We start from the raw sequence: 17,292 nt of genomic DNA, 5'->3' as shown, positions 1-17,292 counted from the left end.
TTGTTTGTTTTTATTGAGTTTGTTCTTTATTTATAATTTTATAAATATTCATTAGTCGCTTTCATCTAGCATAAATTACAGTGCATTACCTTTTGGTTTTATGGCCACCGCTACATTTTAGAGAGATTTATGCACTTTTCACTGAAAGATTTGCCTATCCGAGCTCAGGTACTGCTTCCTGTTTTAATTACCACATTTGCCTTAGTAGTCGCTCTGTGGATTACAAAAAATAATTTAGAGCATGATCAGTTTGAGGCTACGGCTGTAAGAAGTACCGTTCAAGAAAATGAGGAGACATTGTCCGTATTTGTAGTCGATGATATTAACTTGATGCGCATTAATGCACTGTATTCGATTATTGACCCACGCTATCGTAAGGAGCTTCCACTCGAGTTAAAACAAACGAAAAATGACATTGCCACACAACTGAAAAATTTGCAAAAAGAGTCAAGATATCAAGGTGATGTTTCTCATATTCTTAGCCGTGTGGATGAATACGTAACTCTTTCAAACCAAATGTTGGCATTATTGGAACGGTATGATCAAGGCGCTGTATCTGAAACTGAATACATGTCATATATTTCCGAGTTTAGAGAAACAGGCCATGATATGCTCAGTGCTGTTTCTGACCTGAGTAAAAAAGTTAAGCAGCAAGCAGATCAAGCATTGGATAAAATTGCAGCACATGAACAGAGCGCAATGAACACCGCGATGCTTACTGTACTGTCTGTGCTTGCGTTATCTCTTGTGGTGGCTTGGATCCTTTCGAATATGATTGTGGCTCCGATTCAGAAGCTGCAAGCTGTGATGCGTGAATTAGCGCAGGGGAACTTAACCATTCGCGCTGATGCGGATGGCGAGAATGAAATCTCAAAGCTGGGTAAAGATGTCAATACGACTACTTCTCAGTTACATGCTACGGTAGATCATTTAAACCGTATTAGTGAAGAAGTGGCGTCAGCTTCAACTGAGCTGGCTGCGGTGATGACGCAAGCAGAGTCAAATGCACAACAAGAGTTGAGTGAAATTGAACAAGTTGCTTCGGCGGTGAATGAACTTGCGAGCACAGCAAACAACGTGAGTGATAACGCAACGGTCGCTGATTCAACCGCTCGCGAAGCGGATGAACTTGCTAAATCAGGCTTAGCTATTTTTAAAGAGAGCGCCCAAGCAAGCTTACAAATGTCAGAAGCGCTGAATCATGCTGCGAGCGTAGTTCTGCGTCTAAAAGAGCAATCAGAGCAGATCAACGATGTCGTTGAAGTGATCCGAGGTGTCTCTGAACAAACCAACTTATTGGCGCTGAATGCGGCTATTGAAGCGGCACGTGCAGGTGAGACTGGTCGTGGTTTTGCGGTCGTGGCTGATGAAGTCCGCATGCTTGCTGCACGTACTGAGAGTTCAACTAAAGAGATTCGAGTTATCATTGAAGAGCTGCAAAGCCAATCGATTCTTGCAAACGATAGTATGCAAACCAGCATTGAGATGCTTGCGCGTAACGGTGAGTTAACGCAACGAGCAAATGATGCACTTGTTGGGATCACGGAATCGGTTTCAGACATCAATGATTCAAATACCCAAGTGGCGACTGCGGCAGAAGAGCAGTCGCAAGTCACGCAAGATATTAACCGTAACGTGGTTAATATGTCTGAGCTTGTAAATCAAAACGTAACGGGTATCAGCCAGAGCGCCAGTGCCAGTGCCGAACTGTCACAATTGGCCGAGAAGCAAAAAGCGCAGCTCGCCTTCTTCAAACTATAAATCGACTACTATTTCCTAGTCTCAACCGCATAACTCGAAAGGTTATGCGGTTTTTTTATGAATCAAAGAATATCTAACCATCCGAAATAACTAGGTTTTTTTGGGTTAGCTGCTTTTTTTTATGATTCGATCCCCCTCGTATAAAAAACACTATCTTTATTAACATTATCTTCATATATTGACCCAATAAGAACTAGAAATGTGATGTTCATCGTGTGAACGCATGGTCAAGTGGCTGAAAGTAAGGAGTGTTTTTATGGCGAAAGAGGAAAGCTTATTTCGTTTAGAAAGGGTAAAAAGGTTTAATTTTTCAGTGTGGACGGTATTAACCGGAACATTGATTGCTCGTACCAGTTTTTTCATGGCATGGCCATTTTTGATCGTGTTCCTTTACCAAGATTATGGTGCATCGCCGATTGAAGTGGGTGGAATGTTGGCGACCTCTGCTGTTGTAGGAGCAATTACTGGGCTGTATTCAGGGTATCTTTCCGACAAATTTGGTCGCAAGTGGGTGATGGTTCTTGGTAGTGTGATGGCTGCATTTGCCTACAGTGGCATTGGTGTGGCTGATCAAATCTGGCAGTTTTACGTGCTTATCGTCCTTACTGGTTTAATGCGACCAATGATTGAAGCGCCGGGCAAAGCAGTGATTGGTGATAACTTGCCGAATTTGAAAGATCGCGAGCTGGCGCTTAACATCCGCTATTTCCTACTCAATCTAGGTGGTGCCATTGGGCCACTGCTTGGGATTACGTTTGGGCTTTCTCATCCACAAACTCTCTTTTTCTTTACCGGCGGCACGTATTTATTGTTTGGCTTTTGGCTGCTGCTCGGTATTGAACGTAAAGGGCGCTACACCAAACCCGATCGCTCTGGTTTGCCTAATTTTTCTTCGACGCTAAGAGTGATCAGTAAAGATAATATTTTTGTGAAGTTGATGGTGGCGAACTTCATCATGATGTTCATCTATGGGCAGGTAGAATCGTCTATTCCACAAGTGATTGTACGCACCAGTGCCGCCGATGCAGCGCAAATTGTCGCAGGGTTAGTGCTGGTAAATACCATGACCATTATCATCTTCCAGTTCCCAATGTTGAAATGGTTGGAAAACGTCCCGCTGTTTGTACGAACTCGGATCGGCATGTTATTGATGGGGCTTGCGCAACTCGGCTTTCTGTTTACCCCCGCAGATTTACCGATTGGTTGGGCGCTCGCTTGCTTTGTTTTGAGTATGGGCGAAGTCATTGCTTTTCCAACCTTAAACGTACAAATAGACCGCATGGCTCCCGCCCATTTGCGTGGTTCTTACTTTGGTGCCGCCGCGCTTTACTCGTTAGGTTTTGCGATTGCGCCACTGGTTGGGGGGGCGGTGATTGGATACCTCAATTCAAACTGGCTGTTTGGTCTTTGCTTTGTGCTGTGCCTAGTGATGATTTGGCTTTACTGGGTCGCAGAGCATCAGCCCGATACGGTCGAGCGTGAACCCATTACTCAAGCTTAATTTGTTCTTTTTGTAAGGCTCTCATCGAGAGCCTTAACAGCGCTATTTTTTTATCGCTACGCCAACTTCCAGCTTATCTAGCCATTCCAAAAATCGTTGAACATCATCGCCCCGAAAAATAGCGCCATGTTGCGGACACATCATCTCAATATCTAGCTGGCTGACTCGCTCAATCCAATCACTTTTGGCGCGGTTAGATGGCATCCAACGTTGATGAAAATAAGTCATTTTTGGAATATGGCTTTGAAAATCTTCTACAAAAAAAGAGGCGTTAGGGCTGTCGAGCGCGGCACCAATATCGCCAGACATCAATATTTTTGCATCAGGGTCGTAAACCGAAAAGTTACCAGAAGAGTGCATGTAATGTGCTGGGATAAAGTGCAGGTCGTGACCTGATAAGGATACTTTTCCACCTTCATCTTTGATGGGGGAGAATTGAATTGACTCCATACCAAAATGGCGGATAAACCCTTCCCACAACCAAGGTGAATGTAATGTTGCACTGGGCAGTGCTTTATCCCATAAACCGAGGGAAGAGATGATGTCTGGATCTTGGTGAGAGGCAAAAAGATGCTTGATATGTTCAATCGGCACTTCTTTCACGACGCAACCGAGCATCGCCGAAAACAGTTCAATGCCACCGGGGTCTAGCAATATCGCTTGATCACGATTGACTATCATATATTGGTTGGTATCAATGATTTTTTCTGGTTTGTTTGGATCACGAGCAAACATCACCCAGCGATGATGGCCGCGTTCAAATAGTATTTTTGATTGCATAGTTCACCTGAGAAAAGAGAGAGAATGTTTTGAGCGATAGCATGACGTGAGCTTGAATTTCTTTTGCCAGTTCAGCGACGTTATTCGCAATGCTTTGCAGTTGGGCTTGATATCGCTCATCTGCTTGAGAGGCTTCCACGCTCAGCATGATCGAGATGATTTGTGCAATGCGCAGGTTGTCGTACAAGGTTTGCAATAACTCGTGCAGGTTTTGAGCTTCAGAGTAGAAACTGTGACTGAGTTTGCTATATTCCTCTTGGTTCTGATGATGTACGACATCCAAACTGTGTAAATGCCGAGCGTTATGCGCTTGTATATACACATTTTCAAAACGTTCAAGCGCAGCGCGTGCACGAGTCCTTGCGGTTGCGAGTTGGCTGATACGCTGCGCCTTCAAGTTGATGGTGTGCGACGCCTCTAGCGTGACGCGGACTAAATCGTCAATCGAATCAGTAATTGGCCGAAAACCTGCGGCACTTTCGCCCGCACGCAGAGCCAGAGCTCTGGCATTGCTGGCGACAAGCAGTAATTTTTTTGCAATGAGTACGCTTTGGTTTAGCTCTGCTGCCACTTCCGCCGCAATTACGAAAACCGGTTTGTTGTCCATAGTTATCGAAAATATTCATCAACTTAACGTGTGTTAACTATAGACCAGATTCATATTTTTGAGACTAGATTGCTCGTTTTGGCTCTGTGTTACCTAAACTCAATGGTTTTTCTGCTGCTCAACTTGCCGAAGTGCACGTTGGTACATCGCCCACGCGGCAAGGCCTGCGAGGATGTTACCGACCAACGCCCCGATAAACAGGCCATGCAGTGCCGCTATTTGAGCGCCAACCCATAAACAGGGCAAGAAGAACACAAACAGGCGCAGCGCGGAAATGGTTAAGGCGGTGTATGATTTTGCTAACGCATTAGAAACCGAGACCATTAACATGCAGATACCAAGCGGCCCTAAACTGATTGGCACGATCATTAAGTGCCAGTGCAAAATGGATTCGACACTTTGTTCGCTGGTCATCAGCACTGCAAGGTGGCCGGATAATAGATAGGTCACCACGGCGATGATGAGCTGAAACCCAAGAATAAATTGGCACGCAACACGAACCAATTTTCGAATGTCTTGCAATTGGCCTGCGCCAAGCAAACGACCCACCATCGGTGGCATCGACATAGTTAATGCCAATATTGCGACCATCGCAAAAAACTCAAAACGGGATCCTAACGCCCATGCCGCGACAGCTGCGGTACCGAAACTGGCCAATAGCTTGGTTGCCAGCATCGAAGAAAGCGGTGGAAGAAGCTGGCTTATCATGGCCGGCCCCATGATATGGCTGATAGAGCGAATACTTTTCCCTACATCCAGATCTGACCAATCAAACAGCATCCAGTGTCTTTTCGACACCTTGGGCGCAACCACGAATACGCCAATCCCAAAGGCTAGAATGGTCGCCAGCGCTGCGCCTTCAATACCCAAATCAAAAGTGAAGATAAAAATAGGGTCTAAAATCAGGTTTAAAATGCTGGTGACCATCATCATAGTACCCGGCAACATGGTATTGCCATTGGCTCGACACAGGCTGTATAAAAAGTACAGCACCGCGCCCACCCAAGCACTGACTAACCAATAAATCCAGTAGCTGTCGACGATCTGATATACAGATTCAGGAGCGCTGAGTAGCGCTAAGATGGGATGACGCAGTAAATAGATAATCACTGAAAACAGAGCAACCCCAATGCTGCCGATAGCGACGACTAACCCACCAAGCTGCTTCGCGTAGCGAATTTGGCCCGCACCCAATGCGCGAGCAATCACCGCTGTGGTCGCAATGCCAAGCCCAACCTGAAGGCCAATAATGATCATCTGAATGGGTAATGTAAACCCTTGCGCGGCAAGGGGTAACACGCCAAGTTGGCCGATAAACGCACTATCGACCAGTTGGAAGCTCATGAGGGACAGCACACCAAACATCATCGGCCAAGTCATTTGCAAGAGTTGGCGCGTGAGTGAAGGTGGAGATAACGGGGTGGTGTTTGACATTGCTCGGCTCAACTATATGGGTAGAGGTTTTAATATGTGGCCTCTGCGGTGAAAAACAAGCTCAGAATGGTTTGTACGTTATGTGCGTTGAGTATGTTAACAGCTATACGTGAAGAGAGCGACGTCCATCCCCATCGAGTTGTTCCGTGCAATGACATGAAAATCATCATATTGATGAAATATTTCATAAAAATCTAACCGCTTGGTGAATACTTGAGCGTTAATCTCGTGATGAACTCGTCCTATTTCTATGAAATGAAACCGATTTCATTTCTGTTTTGTGAATCAATTTACGTTTAATGTATTGATGGTGTTAATAAAAAATAACAATAACGCTCTTCCTCAGTTTCATCGCCAAAAGCAGTCGAGCGCGCTGTGAAGCGACACCTAATTTTCACTTGTTTCATTTTTTAAACTGACCACAGAACAAAAACAAACCAAGTGATTAATAGGACTTAACATGAAAAATTATAAGCTTCTACCTCTATCCCTAGCTGTGGCTGCCGTACTCTCTTCTGCTCCTTCTTTTGCCAACGATCCAATGCCAAATCCTGAGGTGTTGGATAAAGAACAACAACCGCTGGTGCTGACGCCGGATATAAAAGTTCCTGCGGGTATCGTATTTTCTGGTTATGCTCGCTATGGCGCAGCCTACCAAAATGGCGATGTCAAACTGGTTGAAACCAATGGCCGTTTAAACGGTAACTCAACAGGCCGTTTAGGAAACGAAGGTAACGGTGGTGAGTTCCAATTTGGTAAAGGATTCGTCAGTGACAGCGGTGCTATTTGGGATGTGGTGGTGATGTTCAACCATTGGGGTGATGAGGTGGGTGTGCCTAAAGCTTACGCTGGCGGAACCAACATTTTTGAAAGCCAACCTGAACTTTATGTATGGGCTGGTCGAGACTTTCACCAACGTATTTCAACGAATTTGAACGACTATTTTTGGATGACGCATGATGGGCAAGGTGGTGGTTTCTACAACCTTAATCTAGGAGGCATTAAATTCGACGCCAGTGTCGTCAGTGCAACGGGAGCTTCTCCTAGCGATCATCCAGATGGTAATTACGCATTGACCACCAAAATCCACGGCATTCAATTTTCTGATACAACCAATCTCAGCATTTATGCTAACTACGGCTTTGATGACAATTCGGATCCAACGGCCAAAAAACTCAACGCGTTTCAAGTGGCGGGTGAATTGAAGTTTGGGGATGACCGTTTGGTGGTGCGTTATGCTGATAACGCCAAAGACAGTGTTTTTTGGAAAACGGAGAATCAATCAGCGTTGTTGGTGAGCTTTGATGGGAGTAAGGCGCTGGGAGACAATGCGGCGATCGAATACCTAGCGGCTTATCAAGCCTACGAAGATGGCGCATACAAACAGTATGACCGTACTAACTACAACGTGTTGGTCCGCCCGATGTATTCTTGGGATGAGACCAGCTCAACGTGGTTAGAAGCTGGCTATGATGTTGTAGATTTTGACAACATCGACGCCACCAACTCTTCTTGGAAAGTGACACTATCGCAGAACATTTCGTTTGGTAAAGGTGCAGGCGCTCGACCAATGCTCCGTTTCTATGCCACTTTGGGTGATGCCGATAACGAAACTGTGATCGACAAAGACGGCCTATTTAAAGCCGCAAGTAACCCAGATACGGTAACGATTGGCGCGATGTGGGAAGCGTGGTGGTAACCCCATATTTGATCATTAACTGTCCATTCTTTTTTCACGGCTCGCTCGATGCCTGCCGTGGTTTTTAACCTCCAGCGATACACTTACGCTTTCGGGCCACATTAGTGGCCCTTTTTTATTTACGGTAATCGGCCACCATCTTTTTCTCTCTTCCGATTGCCATGAAACAGTTTCATGGCTGCTTGGGAAACTGCTGTGGCTTTCAATGTTTAGATAATTGTCATTTGTGTGCCTAGTTCGATGTGATTTCTCTCACGCTAAAGCGAGGGGATATCTTGAATACTAGCTCATGAAAGCGGTTTCTTGTTGGTTTTGTCAGTAATGTTGTGAGGCGAGAGTGGCGACAATTAAAGATGTGTCTGAACATGCAGGTGTATCGCAAGCGACGGTGTCGCGGGTGATTAATGGAACTAGCCGTGTTAGCCACGATAAAAAACTCAGAGTCGAAAAGGCGATTAAAGATCTTGGTTACCGCCCCAATTCTATTGCTCAAGCACTGGCCTCAAGCCGTACGGGGAGCATCGGCATCATAGTACCGGAATTAGGGGGCCCTTTTTATTCAAGCATTTTGCATAACATTGAAGAGCAACTGCGTAAGTTTGGCTACCACGTCGTCGTGACAGCAGGCTCGAACACAGAGCAAGGGCAAAAAGAGTCGGTGCAATTTCTGCTAGGTCGCCGAGTCGATGCATTAATTCTCCATACTCAACATCTAACCGATGACTACTTGATTGAATTGGATCAACAAGGGGTTCATTTGGTGCTAGTGAACCGTTTTATTCCTGAAATGGCCAGCAGCTGTATTGACATTGATAACGAGATAGGTGGCTTTTTGGCGACACAGTATTTACTCAGTCAGGGTCATCAACGAATTGCTTGTATTACTGGGCCATTGGATAAATCTGATGCGCGAGGCCGTTTGCAAGGCTACCGAAAAGCGTTGGAAGAGGCTGGGCTTGACTATGAAGAAGCACTCGTGTCTGAAGCTGGTTTTACCGAAGAATCCGGCGTCAAAGCGATGCGCAAATTACTGATGCGTCACTGTGAATTTAGCGCCGTATTTGCTTCAAACGATCATATGGCATTTGGTGCATTTGAAGAGTTGCGCCGTGTCGGGTTGCAAATACCACAACACATATCCTTGGTTGGATTTGACGATATTTTATTCGCGCGTTACCTCACCCCGGCGTTAACGACCGTGAATTTCCCTCTTGAACAGATGAGCTTAGAAGCGGTTCAGCTCGTTATTCAAAAGCTGCACAAAAACAAACGCGACGTGAACTTCAAATTATCCCCTTCGTTGGTGATACGAGACTCCGTCAAAAATTTACTCAACACCCTATAAACCTAACAATAAAGATATTAAGGATGAATCATGAAATTTAAGACCTTAGTGCTATCAAGCGCCGTGGCTTTAGGATTTTCTTCGCTTACATATGCTGCCGACCACACCATCCGTTTAGACGGTTTCCCCGACTTTGATAGTAGTTTGAAAGTCTTATTGCCGGACTTTGAACAAAAGAGTGGTATCAAGGTTGACTATTTAATGAATAACCACGGCGACCACCACACCAAGCTGACGACGAACCTTGCCACAGGATCCGGAGCGGGGGATGTGATTGTGGTTGATGTAGAGAAAATTGGCCCCTTTGTTGCCTCCGGTGGCTTAGTCAATTTGTCGGAAAAATATGGCGCGGACAAATTCCAAGACCATTTTGCGCCTTATGCTTGGGCACAAGGCAAGGGTGGCGATGGCCATATGTATGGCATTCCTGTCGACCTTGGCCCAGGCGTGATGTACTACCGAACCGATGTGTTTGAAAAGGCGGGGATTGACATCAATCAAGCGATAAAAGATTGGGACTCCTACATCAAAGCCGGTGAAATATTGAAGAAACAAAACGTACAGCTGATTGCATCCGCCGCTGATGTAGCACAAGCGATCATTTTTACCACGGTTCCTGACGGCGAAGGATTGTATTTTGATAGTAAGGGAAATTCAGTCGTCACTTCCGAACGTTTTGTACATGCATTTGAAGTGGCAAAAACGATTCGTGAAAAAGGGCTAGATGGCCGAATTTTGGCATGGTCTAACGAATGGTATGAAGGTTTCCGTAACGGTACTTTTGCCACTCAGCTTTCTGGTGCGTGGTTACTCGGACATCTGAAAAACTGGATTGCGCCAGATACAGCAGGCAAATGGGCCGTATCAAACCTTCCTGATGGTATTTACGGCAGTTGGGGTGGTTCATTTCTCTCAATCCCTACTCAATCAAAACATCAAGATGATGCGTGGAAGCTGATTGAGTACATGACAACCAACCGTGATGTGCAGCTTAAAGCGTTCGAAACGATTGCCGCGTTCCCCTCTAATGTCACGACTTACGATGACCCAATGTTCAATGAAGAAATTGAATTTCTAGGTGGTCAAAAAGCGCGTTTGTTGTTTGCGAATGTGGCAAAAAACATCAAACCAGTCGCGCCTGCGAAAGGCGACCATGTGGCTCGTTCTATCATCTTAGAAAATGCACTGATGGAAGTGTTGGATGAAGGCAAAGACATCAAAGCCGCACTGAAAGATGCAGAACGTTTGATTCAGCGTCGTACCCGTAATATGCAATAGCACGGTCATCATTAAAAAAGAACCGCCAGCGGTGCTGGTGGTTCACTAAGCGTAAGTTATAGAAGGCATGATGTTATGCCTAAGAGGTCGTTATTATGAATCACGTTACGAGCAATGCTGTGCAAGCGCCATCGGGTCGACGTTTTTTTTCTCACCTGAGTTTGAAAGCGCTTACACCGTACGGGTTTCTATTGCCGTTTTTGATTATTTTTTCTGTTTTTGGAGTTTTTCCTCTCCTGTTTTCTGTCTATCTCTCTTTTCATGCGTGGAACCCCGTCGAAGGGGTTGCCGCCATGAATTATGTGGGATTTGATAACTACCAAGTTGCATTGACCGACCCTTGGTTGTGGCGTTCATTAAGCAATACATTGTGGTTGGCGATAACCTCGGGCGTCGCTCAACATTTAGTGGCTATTCCAGTGGCCTATATTTTGGTTTCATTGGGCGATCGGCTGCGTCATTGGCTGACATCCGCTTATTTTTTGCCATTCATTACCTCAACGGTGGCGGCGTCGCTCATCTTCTTCAATATGTATTCACCCAATTCGGGCATCATCAACCAAAGCTTAATGGCTTTAGCTGATAGCAGTGTCTTTGGCTGGGCATTTTCTTGGCTTAATGAGTATCAACCTATCCGTTGGTTAGATGATGCCAACATGATCAAACCCTCGATTGCCATCATGGTTTTTTGGAAATACACCGGTTTTAACATCGTGTTGTACACCACAGGTTTAATGACCATTCCCAAAGAAATTTTAGAGGCCGCGCGGATGGATGGCGCTAACGCCTTTCGCCGTTTTTGGAATATCTCACTGCCGATGATTCGCCCTTTCGTTTTCTTTGCCGTCACCATGACCATCATTGGCAACTTACAACTGTTTGAAGAACCGTTTGTATTAACGCGCGGCACCGGAGGCGTAGGCCAAGCAGGCTTAACCATCTCAATGTATCTCTACAAAGTGGGTTGGGAGTGGCTAGAGATGGGCACGGCATCCGCTATTTCTTGGCTGCTGTTTGCGCTGATTGCAACTTGTACTGCGATTCAGTTTTTCTTCTTTGGTAAAAAAGGGTTGGGGGAGTAATAGCATGTCAATCCACGCTTTAAAACTCAGTGATCGCAGCATTGAACTCATCACTAAAGTAATGATGGCGCTACTGGCGGTTGTATTGATTGTCTCGGCGTTGATCACTGTTTTCCCATTTTTGTGGTCGGCGCTGCTATCAACGCGCGATCGTACGGAAATCTTCGGTTCAGGCATCAGCTTTGCCATTGGGGATAGCTTAGCCATTAACTATGCAAAGCTGTTGCAGATTATGCCGTTTTGGCAGGCGATGTTTAACTCTATCTACATTGCCTTTTTAGGCACCACTATCTCACTGTTGTTTTGCAGTATGGGCGGTTACGCGTTTGCTGTGTTTCAGTTCAAAGGTAAGAACGCGCTATTTGGCATGTTGGTGGCTTCCATGATGATCCCACCCGTCTTGAGCTTGATCCCTTATTTTATGATCGTGAAATTTCTGGGTTTGATGGATAACCACATGGCGGTTTGGCTGCCGTTTACCACCACTCCATTTGGGATTTTTCTAATGCGCCAACACGTGATGGCCTCTATTCCTAAAGAGTTATTAGAAGCGGGCAAACTCGATGGCGCGGGAGAGTTTCGTACTTACTGGAGCGTTGTTTTGCCGTTGATGAAACCAGCGTTGGCAACACTGGCGATTGTACAGTTTGTCTTTTTCTGGAACAGCTTTATGAACCCGTTAGTGGTGCTCACATCGCCAGAAAACTACGTCATTACTCAGGCGTTACGTAGCGTGCAAGGCATTCCAAATACGCCTTGGGGTGCGGTGATGCTTGGCACCACCATTTCTATATTGCCGTTGGTGACTATCTATCTCTTTGCGTCCAAACAGATGATAAGCGGCTTAACATCCGGTGCAGTAAAAGGCTAATTGGCCTTTAATCCCTCATTTTAGTTACTCATGCTGGCGTGGTTTTGTTGAAAGAAGGCGCAGTGTGAAGGAGAAAAATTATGGCAAAAGTTGAATTTAAGAACATTAAGAAGTCGTTTGGTCATGTGGATGTTGTTAGGCATTTTGATTTCACGGTGAATGATGGTGAGTTTGTGGTATTTCTTGGCCCATCGGGTTGCGGAAAATCAACCACATTACGCATGTTGGCGGGGCTGGAGTCGATTACGGCCGGTGATATTTACGTTGGTGACAAGTGGATGAATAACGTAGATGCCAAAGATAGAGACTTAGCGATGGTGTTCCAAAGTTATGCGCTTTACCCACATATGAGCGTGTATGAAAACATCGCGTTTGCATTGAAGTTAAAAGGCATGCCAAAAACTGAAATCGATAAGGAAGTGCGTAAAGCGGCAAAAATGTTAGAGCTTGACCCGCTCCTTGATCGTAAGCCTAAAGAGTTATCCGGCGGTCAACGCCAACGCGTGGCGATGGGGCGTGCCATGGTGCGTACGCCAAAAGTGTTCTTGTTTGATGAGCCACTTTCTAACTTAGATGCCAAACTTCGTGGTGTGATGCGCGAAGAGATCAAGCAGTTACATCGTCAGCTTAAAACCACCACTATTTATGTTACGCATGATCAAATTGAGGCCATGACGCTCGCTGATCGCATTGTGATCCTCAAAGATGGCTATGTTGCGCAAGTCGGTACGCCAACAGAGGTGTTTCAACGCCCGGCGAACAAATTTGTGGCGCAGTTTATTGGTAACCCTTCGATGAACATGCTTGATGCACAACTTATCCAGCAAGATGGCGAATGGCTTATCCAACTGGGTGACATCTTTATCCCGCTTCCCGAGCGATTTAAAGCGCATGCGTCTAAAAACCTCGCATTGCATGTCGGTATTCGCCCCACCGATATTCACTTACGCGCAGAACAAGTTAACCATGAACGCGTCTTGCCAATTGCCGTCACGCTCAAAGATAAAGAGTTGCTCGGTGCGAGTATTTTGTTGAAAACCCATGTTGCAGGCCAGCCTTTGATGGTGGAAACCCAAGCGGCAGAGGTAGAGGTGACGAAGGTTACACTCTATCTCGACCTAGATGCGATTCATATTTTTGATGCGCTGAGTGAAAACTCATTGGCCAGTTTTTAATGGTGAACAAGACGATGACAATAATAAAGCAAGCCCCTTATTTCGACGTTTGGCCCAAAATAGAATCAGCAATCAAAGCTGACCCTGAAATTGAACAGCAAGTAGCAAGAATCGTAGAGTTGATGACCTTAGAAGAAAAAATTGGCCAGATTATCCAACCAGAAATCCGCGATATTACGCCGCAAGAAATCATCGATTATAAGATTGGTACGGTACTCAATGGTGGTGGCTCTTGGCCAAACAGCAATAAACATGCACCAGCCAGTGAATGGGTAGCGAAAGCCGATGAATACTGGTTTGCCGCAGAAAAAGCTTATCAAGGTCGCCCATTTCATATTCCGTTTATGTGGGGGACTGACGCAGTACACGGCCACAATAACGTCTTTGGTGCAACCGTATTTCCGCACAATATTGGGTTGGGGTGCGCGCGCAATCCTGCTTTAATTCGCAAAATTGGCCGTATTACCGCGCTGGAAATCGCCGCGACGGGTATTGATTGGACCTTTGCACCAACCGTGGCCACCCCTCGTGATTTGCGTTGGGGGCGCTGTTATGAAGGTTACTCTGAAGACCCCGAAGTGACTTATGTTTATGCCAGTGAAATGGTCGCAGGTTTGCAAGGTGACGCCATTGACTTACAAGGTGAGCATCATGTGATCTCAAACGTCAAACATTGGGTGGGCGATGGCGGCACAGTGAATGGTGTTGATCGTGGCAGCAATACTTACAGTGAAGATCTGCTGCGTAACGTGCATGCCATGGGCTATTTCAGTGGCCTTAATGCCGGTGCGCAAGTGGTGATGTCTTCATTTAACTCGTGGGATAACCAAGCGAACTACGATCACGCGCCGCACATTTCAGGTGATTACAACCTCAAAATTCATGGCAGTAAGTACCTACTCACTGATGTTTTGAAAGATCAAATGGGCTTTGATGGATTAGTTGTAACCGATTGGCATGGTCATTCTGAAGTCAGTAAATGTACCGATGGTAATGCGACTTACGCTATCAATGCGGGTAACGATATCTTAATGATCCCTATTCGTGAGCATTGGCAATCAGCCTATCGTCAAGCGGTGAGCGATGCCAAAAGTGGAGTACTGAGCCAGAGCCGAATTGATGATGCTGTGACGCGTATTTTACGGGTGAAAATGCGCGCGGGTTTATGGAAAAAACCGCATCCTTCAGCGCGAGCTTTGGCTGGTCAGCAGTCTTTGATTGGTTGCTCTGAACATCGTGCTATCGCTCGCCAAGCCGTGCAGCAATCGATGGTACTGTTGAAAAATAACAAGGGTATTTTACCGCTCAAACGTGGGTGCAAGGTTGTGTTAACGGGCAGCGGCGCCAATGATTTGCAAAAGCAAGCGGGCGGGTGGAATCTCACTTGGCAAGGGGATGAAAATAACTTAGCCGATTTCCCCGGAGCCACCACAGTGAAAATGGCGTTAGAAGCCGAATTGGGCATAGATAATGTTTGCTACGATCCAGAATTAGCAGGTGATTGGCAAGCGGGTGATATTGCGGTTGTGGTGTTTGGTGAAGATCCTTATTCTGAAATGATGGGTGACATCAAAGCGTGGCAATCTTTGGAGTTTTCAACCTTGAAACGTCGCTACCGAGCAGATAGCGAAAAAATCAAAGCATTTCATAAGCGCGGCGTAAAAGTGGTATCGATTTTCTTTAGCGGTCGTCCACTGTTTGTCAATGAAGAAATATCCTTGTCTGATGCTTTTGTTGCGGCATTTTTACCCGGCAGCGAAGGACGTGGCATTACTGATGTTTTAGTGGCTAAAGAGAATGGTGAAGTTAATATCGACTTCTCTGGTACCTTGTCATTCAGTTGGCCCAATAAAAAGCGCAGCACCTGTGTGAACCGTATTCCTCCTCATATTCCCAACTATGTCGTGCCTGAATGTGAGCAGTCTCCTGTTGGGGAACATGCTCCTTTATTTGAATACGGTTATGGGCTTAATTACGCTGAAAAAAAACAAACTCGAGATTTGGATAACCTTGATCTAGATATCGACTCAGAAGAAGTAAAATGGCAAGCAACACATGCAGAGCATCTGTATGGCATTATGGCGACGATAGGCGATTATCAACTTAAAGTGTCGGATGCTGAACATTGGATGGGCGTGGATGTCTCACGCAACAACGTGATGAAACTCGGTGCTGTCCGAACTAAGCCGTATAACTACCAGCAGCAGCAAGACGCCGTTGAGGTAGAAATTCTGGGGGGTGGAGCAATGGTTTATGCGCAAACGGGGCTAGGGCAAGCGGAAGATTTCAGCCATTACGATAATGCGCATGGTGTGGTCAGTTTTGAGATTAAAGTGCTCAGAGCGGCAACAGAACCTGTTTATTTGTCACTGCAACGCGCCGTTGTTCCTGGATGTTTGGGGGATATTGATAACGTGGTTAAAGTGGACGTCAGCCACTACTTTTCCACCGTCAATGATAGCTTTACGCGCGTGAACATTGCTTGTTCACATTTCTCTGAGCAGGGATTAAGTTTTACTCATCTCGACACGCCCTTCTCATTATTTACTAATGGTGAGTGTCAATTTGTGATCGCCAATATATGTTGGGATACACAGTAAAAAGAAACGATAGACTCCTTCTCCGTGTGGAGAAGGAGTGCTTCTAAAGGGCCAAACATCGCCATGAGAAAATCAAAGAAAGCACCCACTGTTTATGATGTCGCTAAGCTTGCCGAAGTTTCGGCAAGCACTGTCTCTCGTTTTTTGAATCGCACAACTTACGTATCGGATGAAAAAAGCCAAAATATTGAACGTGCAATTAAAACCCTTGGCTACAAACCTAGTTACCCAACCAGTCATCTAGGCAATAAGCGTTCGATGACTATTGGTGTATTAGTGCAGCACGCAGAGAGCCCTCACACCAGTCGAATTCTGAATGACATGGAGAAGGTATTAATGACCCAAGGGTATTCACTGGTGATTGCCACAGGTCAGTGGCAGAAAAACTTGGAAGCACATGCACTGGAGTATCTTGCCAGAAGCAATGTCGATGGAATGATCATAGTGACAGGCAGTTTAAAAAGCGATCAAATCCTCAAATATGCTCAATCGATTCCCATCATTGCTGTCGGCCACCAAATTGTTAGTAATAATGTACGTTGCATTAATGTGGACAATGTACTCGGCGGTTATATTGCCACCTTGCACCTATTGCAATTAGGGCACGTGAACATTGCTCATATAAAAGGGCTCGCTAATCAGCCTGATTCAACCGCCCGTTTCACTGGCTACCAAAAAGCGCTTCGTGAAGCGGGAATTAAGCCTATGCCTAAACTCATTAAACAAGGTGACTTTAGCTCTGAATGTGGGTATGAAAAGACGGTTGAACTGTTGCAGTCGAAAGTCCATTTCTCGGCGATTTTTGCTGCTAATGATCAAACGGCTTATGGTGCCATTAAGGCGTTAACTGACCACGGAGTGCGAGTGCCAGATGATGTTTCAGTGATTGGTTTTGATGACTTACCTGTCTCTCAGTATTTCACTCCGGCCTTAACGACATTGCGCCAACCAATTGAAGAGATCGGTGCGGTGTGTGCGCATTCCATTCTCAACTTGCTCAGTGGTGAGAGGCACGATGCTAGGTTACCCCCTATCGATTTAATTGTGCGAGAGTCCACAAAGTCTATCTATCGTTAATAAAAAGCCCTCGTTAGAGGGCTAGTCGGACATGAAATTATAACCGTCGGAATTGGCGAACTAATGTGCCTTGAGAGCTAAG

General features: G+C 45.7%; 13 protein-coding genes. 10 read left to right on the top strand and 3 right to left on the bottom strand.

The genetic code is table 11. The features are described 5' to 3' along the window. Nucleotides 1-129: 129 nt before the first annotated feature. A complete protein-coding gene (locus AACT18_RS00955) occupies nt 130-1,761 on the top strand; it encodes a methyl-accepting chemotaxis protein (RefSeq protein WP_094143347.1) in 1,632 nt (543 codons plus the stop codon). Nucleotides 1,762-2,017: 256 nt separating this feature from the next. Further along, a complete protein-coding gene (locus AACT18_RS00950; RefSeq protein WP_026027773.1) occupies nt 2,018-3,262 on the top strand; it encodes an MDR family MFS transporter in 1,245 nt (414 codons plus the stop codon). A gap of 42 nt (nt 3,263-3,304) precedes the next feature. Here the strand turns inward: AACT18_RS00950 and AACT18_RS00945 are convergent, their stop codons facing one another. The 3 genes from AACT18_RS00945 to AACT18_RS00935 form a co-directional block, all read right to left on the bottom strand. After that, the gene (locus tag AACT18_RS00945; protein WP_013868161.1) at nt 3,305-4,042 is read right to left on the bottom strand and encodes an MBL fold metallo-hydrolase; all 738 of its coding nucleotides are present in this window, start codon (nt 4,040-4,042) and stop codon (nt 3,305-3,307) included. Next, on the bottom strand, nt 4,020-4,649 hold the full coding sequence (locus AACT18_RS00940; protein ID WP_017043842.1) for a hypothetical protein: 630 nt from the start codon (nt 4,647-4,649) through the stop codon (nt 4,020-4,022). The genes AACT18_RS00945 and AACT18_RS00940 overlap by 23 nt, the downstream gene beginning before the upstream one ends. A 99-nt stretch (nt 4,650-4,748) precedes the next feature. Continuing rightward, entirely contained in the window at nt 4,749-6,083 is a 1,335-nt protein-coding gene (locus AACT18_RS00935) for an MATE family efflux transporter (RefSeq protein ID WP_176428349.1), read from the bottom strand. 460 nt (nt 6,084-6,543) lie between these two features. On the opposite strand from AACT18_RS00935, the gene AACT18_RS00930 reads away from it, so the two are divergent. The 8 genes from AACT18_RS00930 (at nt 6,544) to AACT18_RS00895 (ending at nt 17,210) form a co-directional block, all read left to right on the top strand. After that, on the top strand, nt 6,544-7,782 hold the full coding sequence (locus AACT18_RS00930; RefSeq protein ID WP_094124998.1) for a carbohydrate porin: 1,239 nt from the start codon (nt 6,544-6,546) through the stop codon (nt 7,780-7,782). Nucleotides 7,783-8,119: 337 nt separating this feature from the next. After that, complete coding sequence (locus AACT18_RS00925; protein ID WP_017044901.1) at nt 8,120-9,127, top strand: LacI family DNA-binding transcriptional regulator; 1,008 nt, start codon at nt 8,120-8,122, stop codon at nt 9,125-9,127. A gap of 30 nt (nt 9,128-9,157) precedes the next feature. After that, nucleotides 9,158-10,405 (top strand): extracellular solute-binding protein, encoded by a 1,248-nt coding sequence (locus AACT18_RS00920; protein WP_094124999.1) that lies wholly within the window; start codon nt 9,158-9,160, stop codon nt 10,403-10,405. 95 nt (nt 10,406-10,500) lie between these two features. Further along, nucleotides 10,501-11,487: a carbohydrate ABC transporter permease gene (locus AACT18_RS00915; RefSeq protein WP_013868154.1), complete on the top strand. Its 987-nt coding sequence runs from the start codon at nt 10,501-10,503 to the stop codon at nt 11,485-11,487. 4 nt (nt 11,488-11,491) lie between these two features. Further along, nucleotides 11,492-12,358 (top strand): carbohydrate ABC transporter permease, encoded by an 867-nt coding sequence (locus AACT18_RS00910; protein ID WP_094125000.1) that lies wholly within the window; start codon nt 11,492-11,494, stop codon nt 12,356-12,358. Nucleotides 12,359-12,438: 80 nt separating this feature from the next. Next, nucleotides 12,439-13,533 (top strand): ABC transporter ATP-binding protein, encoded by a 1,095-nt coding sequence (locus AACT18_RS00905; protein WP_013868152.1) that lies wholly within the window; start codon nt 12,439-12,441, stop codon nt 13,531-13,533. Then, nucleotides 13,533-16,133 carry a glycoside hydrolase family 3 protein gene (locus AACT18_RS00900; RefSeq protein ID WP_094125001.1) on the top strand — a complete coding sequence of 867 codons (2,601 nt, stop codon included), beginning with the start codon at nt 13,533-13,535 and terminating at the stop codon, nt 16,131-16,133. Before AACT18_RS00905 ends, AACT18_RS00900 begins: the two co-directional genes overlap by 1 nt. Nucleotides 16,134-16,196: 63 nt before the next feature. Next, the gene (locus AACT18_RS00895) at nt 16,197-17,210 is read left to right on the top strand and encodes a LacI family DNA-binding transcriptional regulator (protein ID WP_026027775.1); all 1,014 of its coding nucleotides are present in this window, start codon (nt 16,197-16,199) and stop codon (nt 17,208-17,210) included. Nucleotides 17,211-17,292 lie beyond the last annotated feature (82 nt).

It is taken from the genome of Vibrio sp. V04_P4A5T148 (assembly GCF_963875605.1).
Taxonomy (GTDB): domain Bacteria; phylum Pseudomonadota; class Gammaproteobacteria; order Enterobacterales; family Vibrionaceae; genus Vibrio; species Vibrio anguillarum.
Note: the sequence above shows the minus strand (reverse complement) of the source record. Positions and strands in the feature narration are given on the sequence as shown.

Bases quoted from the DNA above. Each gene is read 5' to 3' on its own strand.
- AACT18_RS00945 (WP_013868161.1), bottom strand. From the start codon at position 4,042: ATGCAATCAAAAATACTATTTGAACGCGGCCATCATCGCTGGGTGATG.
- AACT18_RS00910 (WP_094125000.1), top strand. From the start codon at position 11,492: ATGTCAATCCACGCTTTAAAACTCAGTGATCGCAGCATTGAACTCATC.
- AACT18_RS00950 (WP_026027773.1), top strand. From the start codon at position 2,018: ATGGCGAAAGAGGAAAGCTTATTTCGTTTAGAAAGGGTAAAAAGGTTT.
- AACT18_RS00940 (WP_017043842.1), bottom strand. From the start codon at position 4,649: ATGGACAACAAACCGGTTTTCGTAATTGCGGCGGAAGTGGCAGCAGAG.
- AACT18_RS00930 (WP_094124998.1), top strand. From the start codon at position 6,544: ATGAAAAATTATAAGCTTCTACCTCTATCCCTAGCTGTGGCTGCCGTA.
- AACT18_RS00895 (WP_026027775.1), top strand. From the start codon at position 16,197: ATGAGAAAATCAAAGAAAGCACCCACTGTTTATGATGTCGCTAAGCTT.
- AACT18_RS00955 (WP_094143347.1), top strand. From the start codon at position 130: ATGCACTTTTCACTGAAAGATTTGCCTATCCGAGCTCAGGTACTGCTT.
- AACT18_RS00900 (WP_094125001.1), top strand. From the start codon at position 13,533: ATGGTGAACAAGACGATGACAATAATAAAGCAAGCCCCTTATTTCGAC.
- AACT18_RS00905 (WP_013868152.1), top strand. From the start codon at position 12,439: ATGGCAAAAGTTGAATTTAAGAACATTAAGAAGTCGTTTGGTCATGTG.
- AACT18_RS00920 (WP_094124999.1), top strand. From the start codon at position 9,158: ATGAAATTTAAGACCTTAGTGCTATCAAGCGCCGTGGCTTTAGGATTT.
- AACT18_RS00935 (WP_176428349.1), bottom strand. From the start codon at position 6,083: ATGTCAAACACCACCCCGTTATCTCCACCTTCACTCACGCGCCAACTC.
- AACT18_RS00915 (WP_013868154.1), top strand. From the start codon at position 10,501: ATGAATCACGTTACGAGCAATGCTGTGCAAGCGCCATCGGGTCGACGT.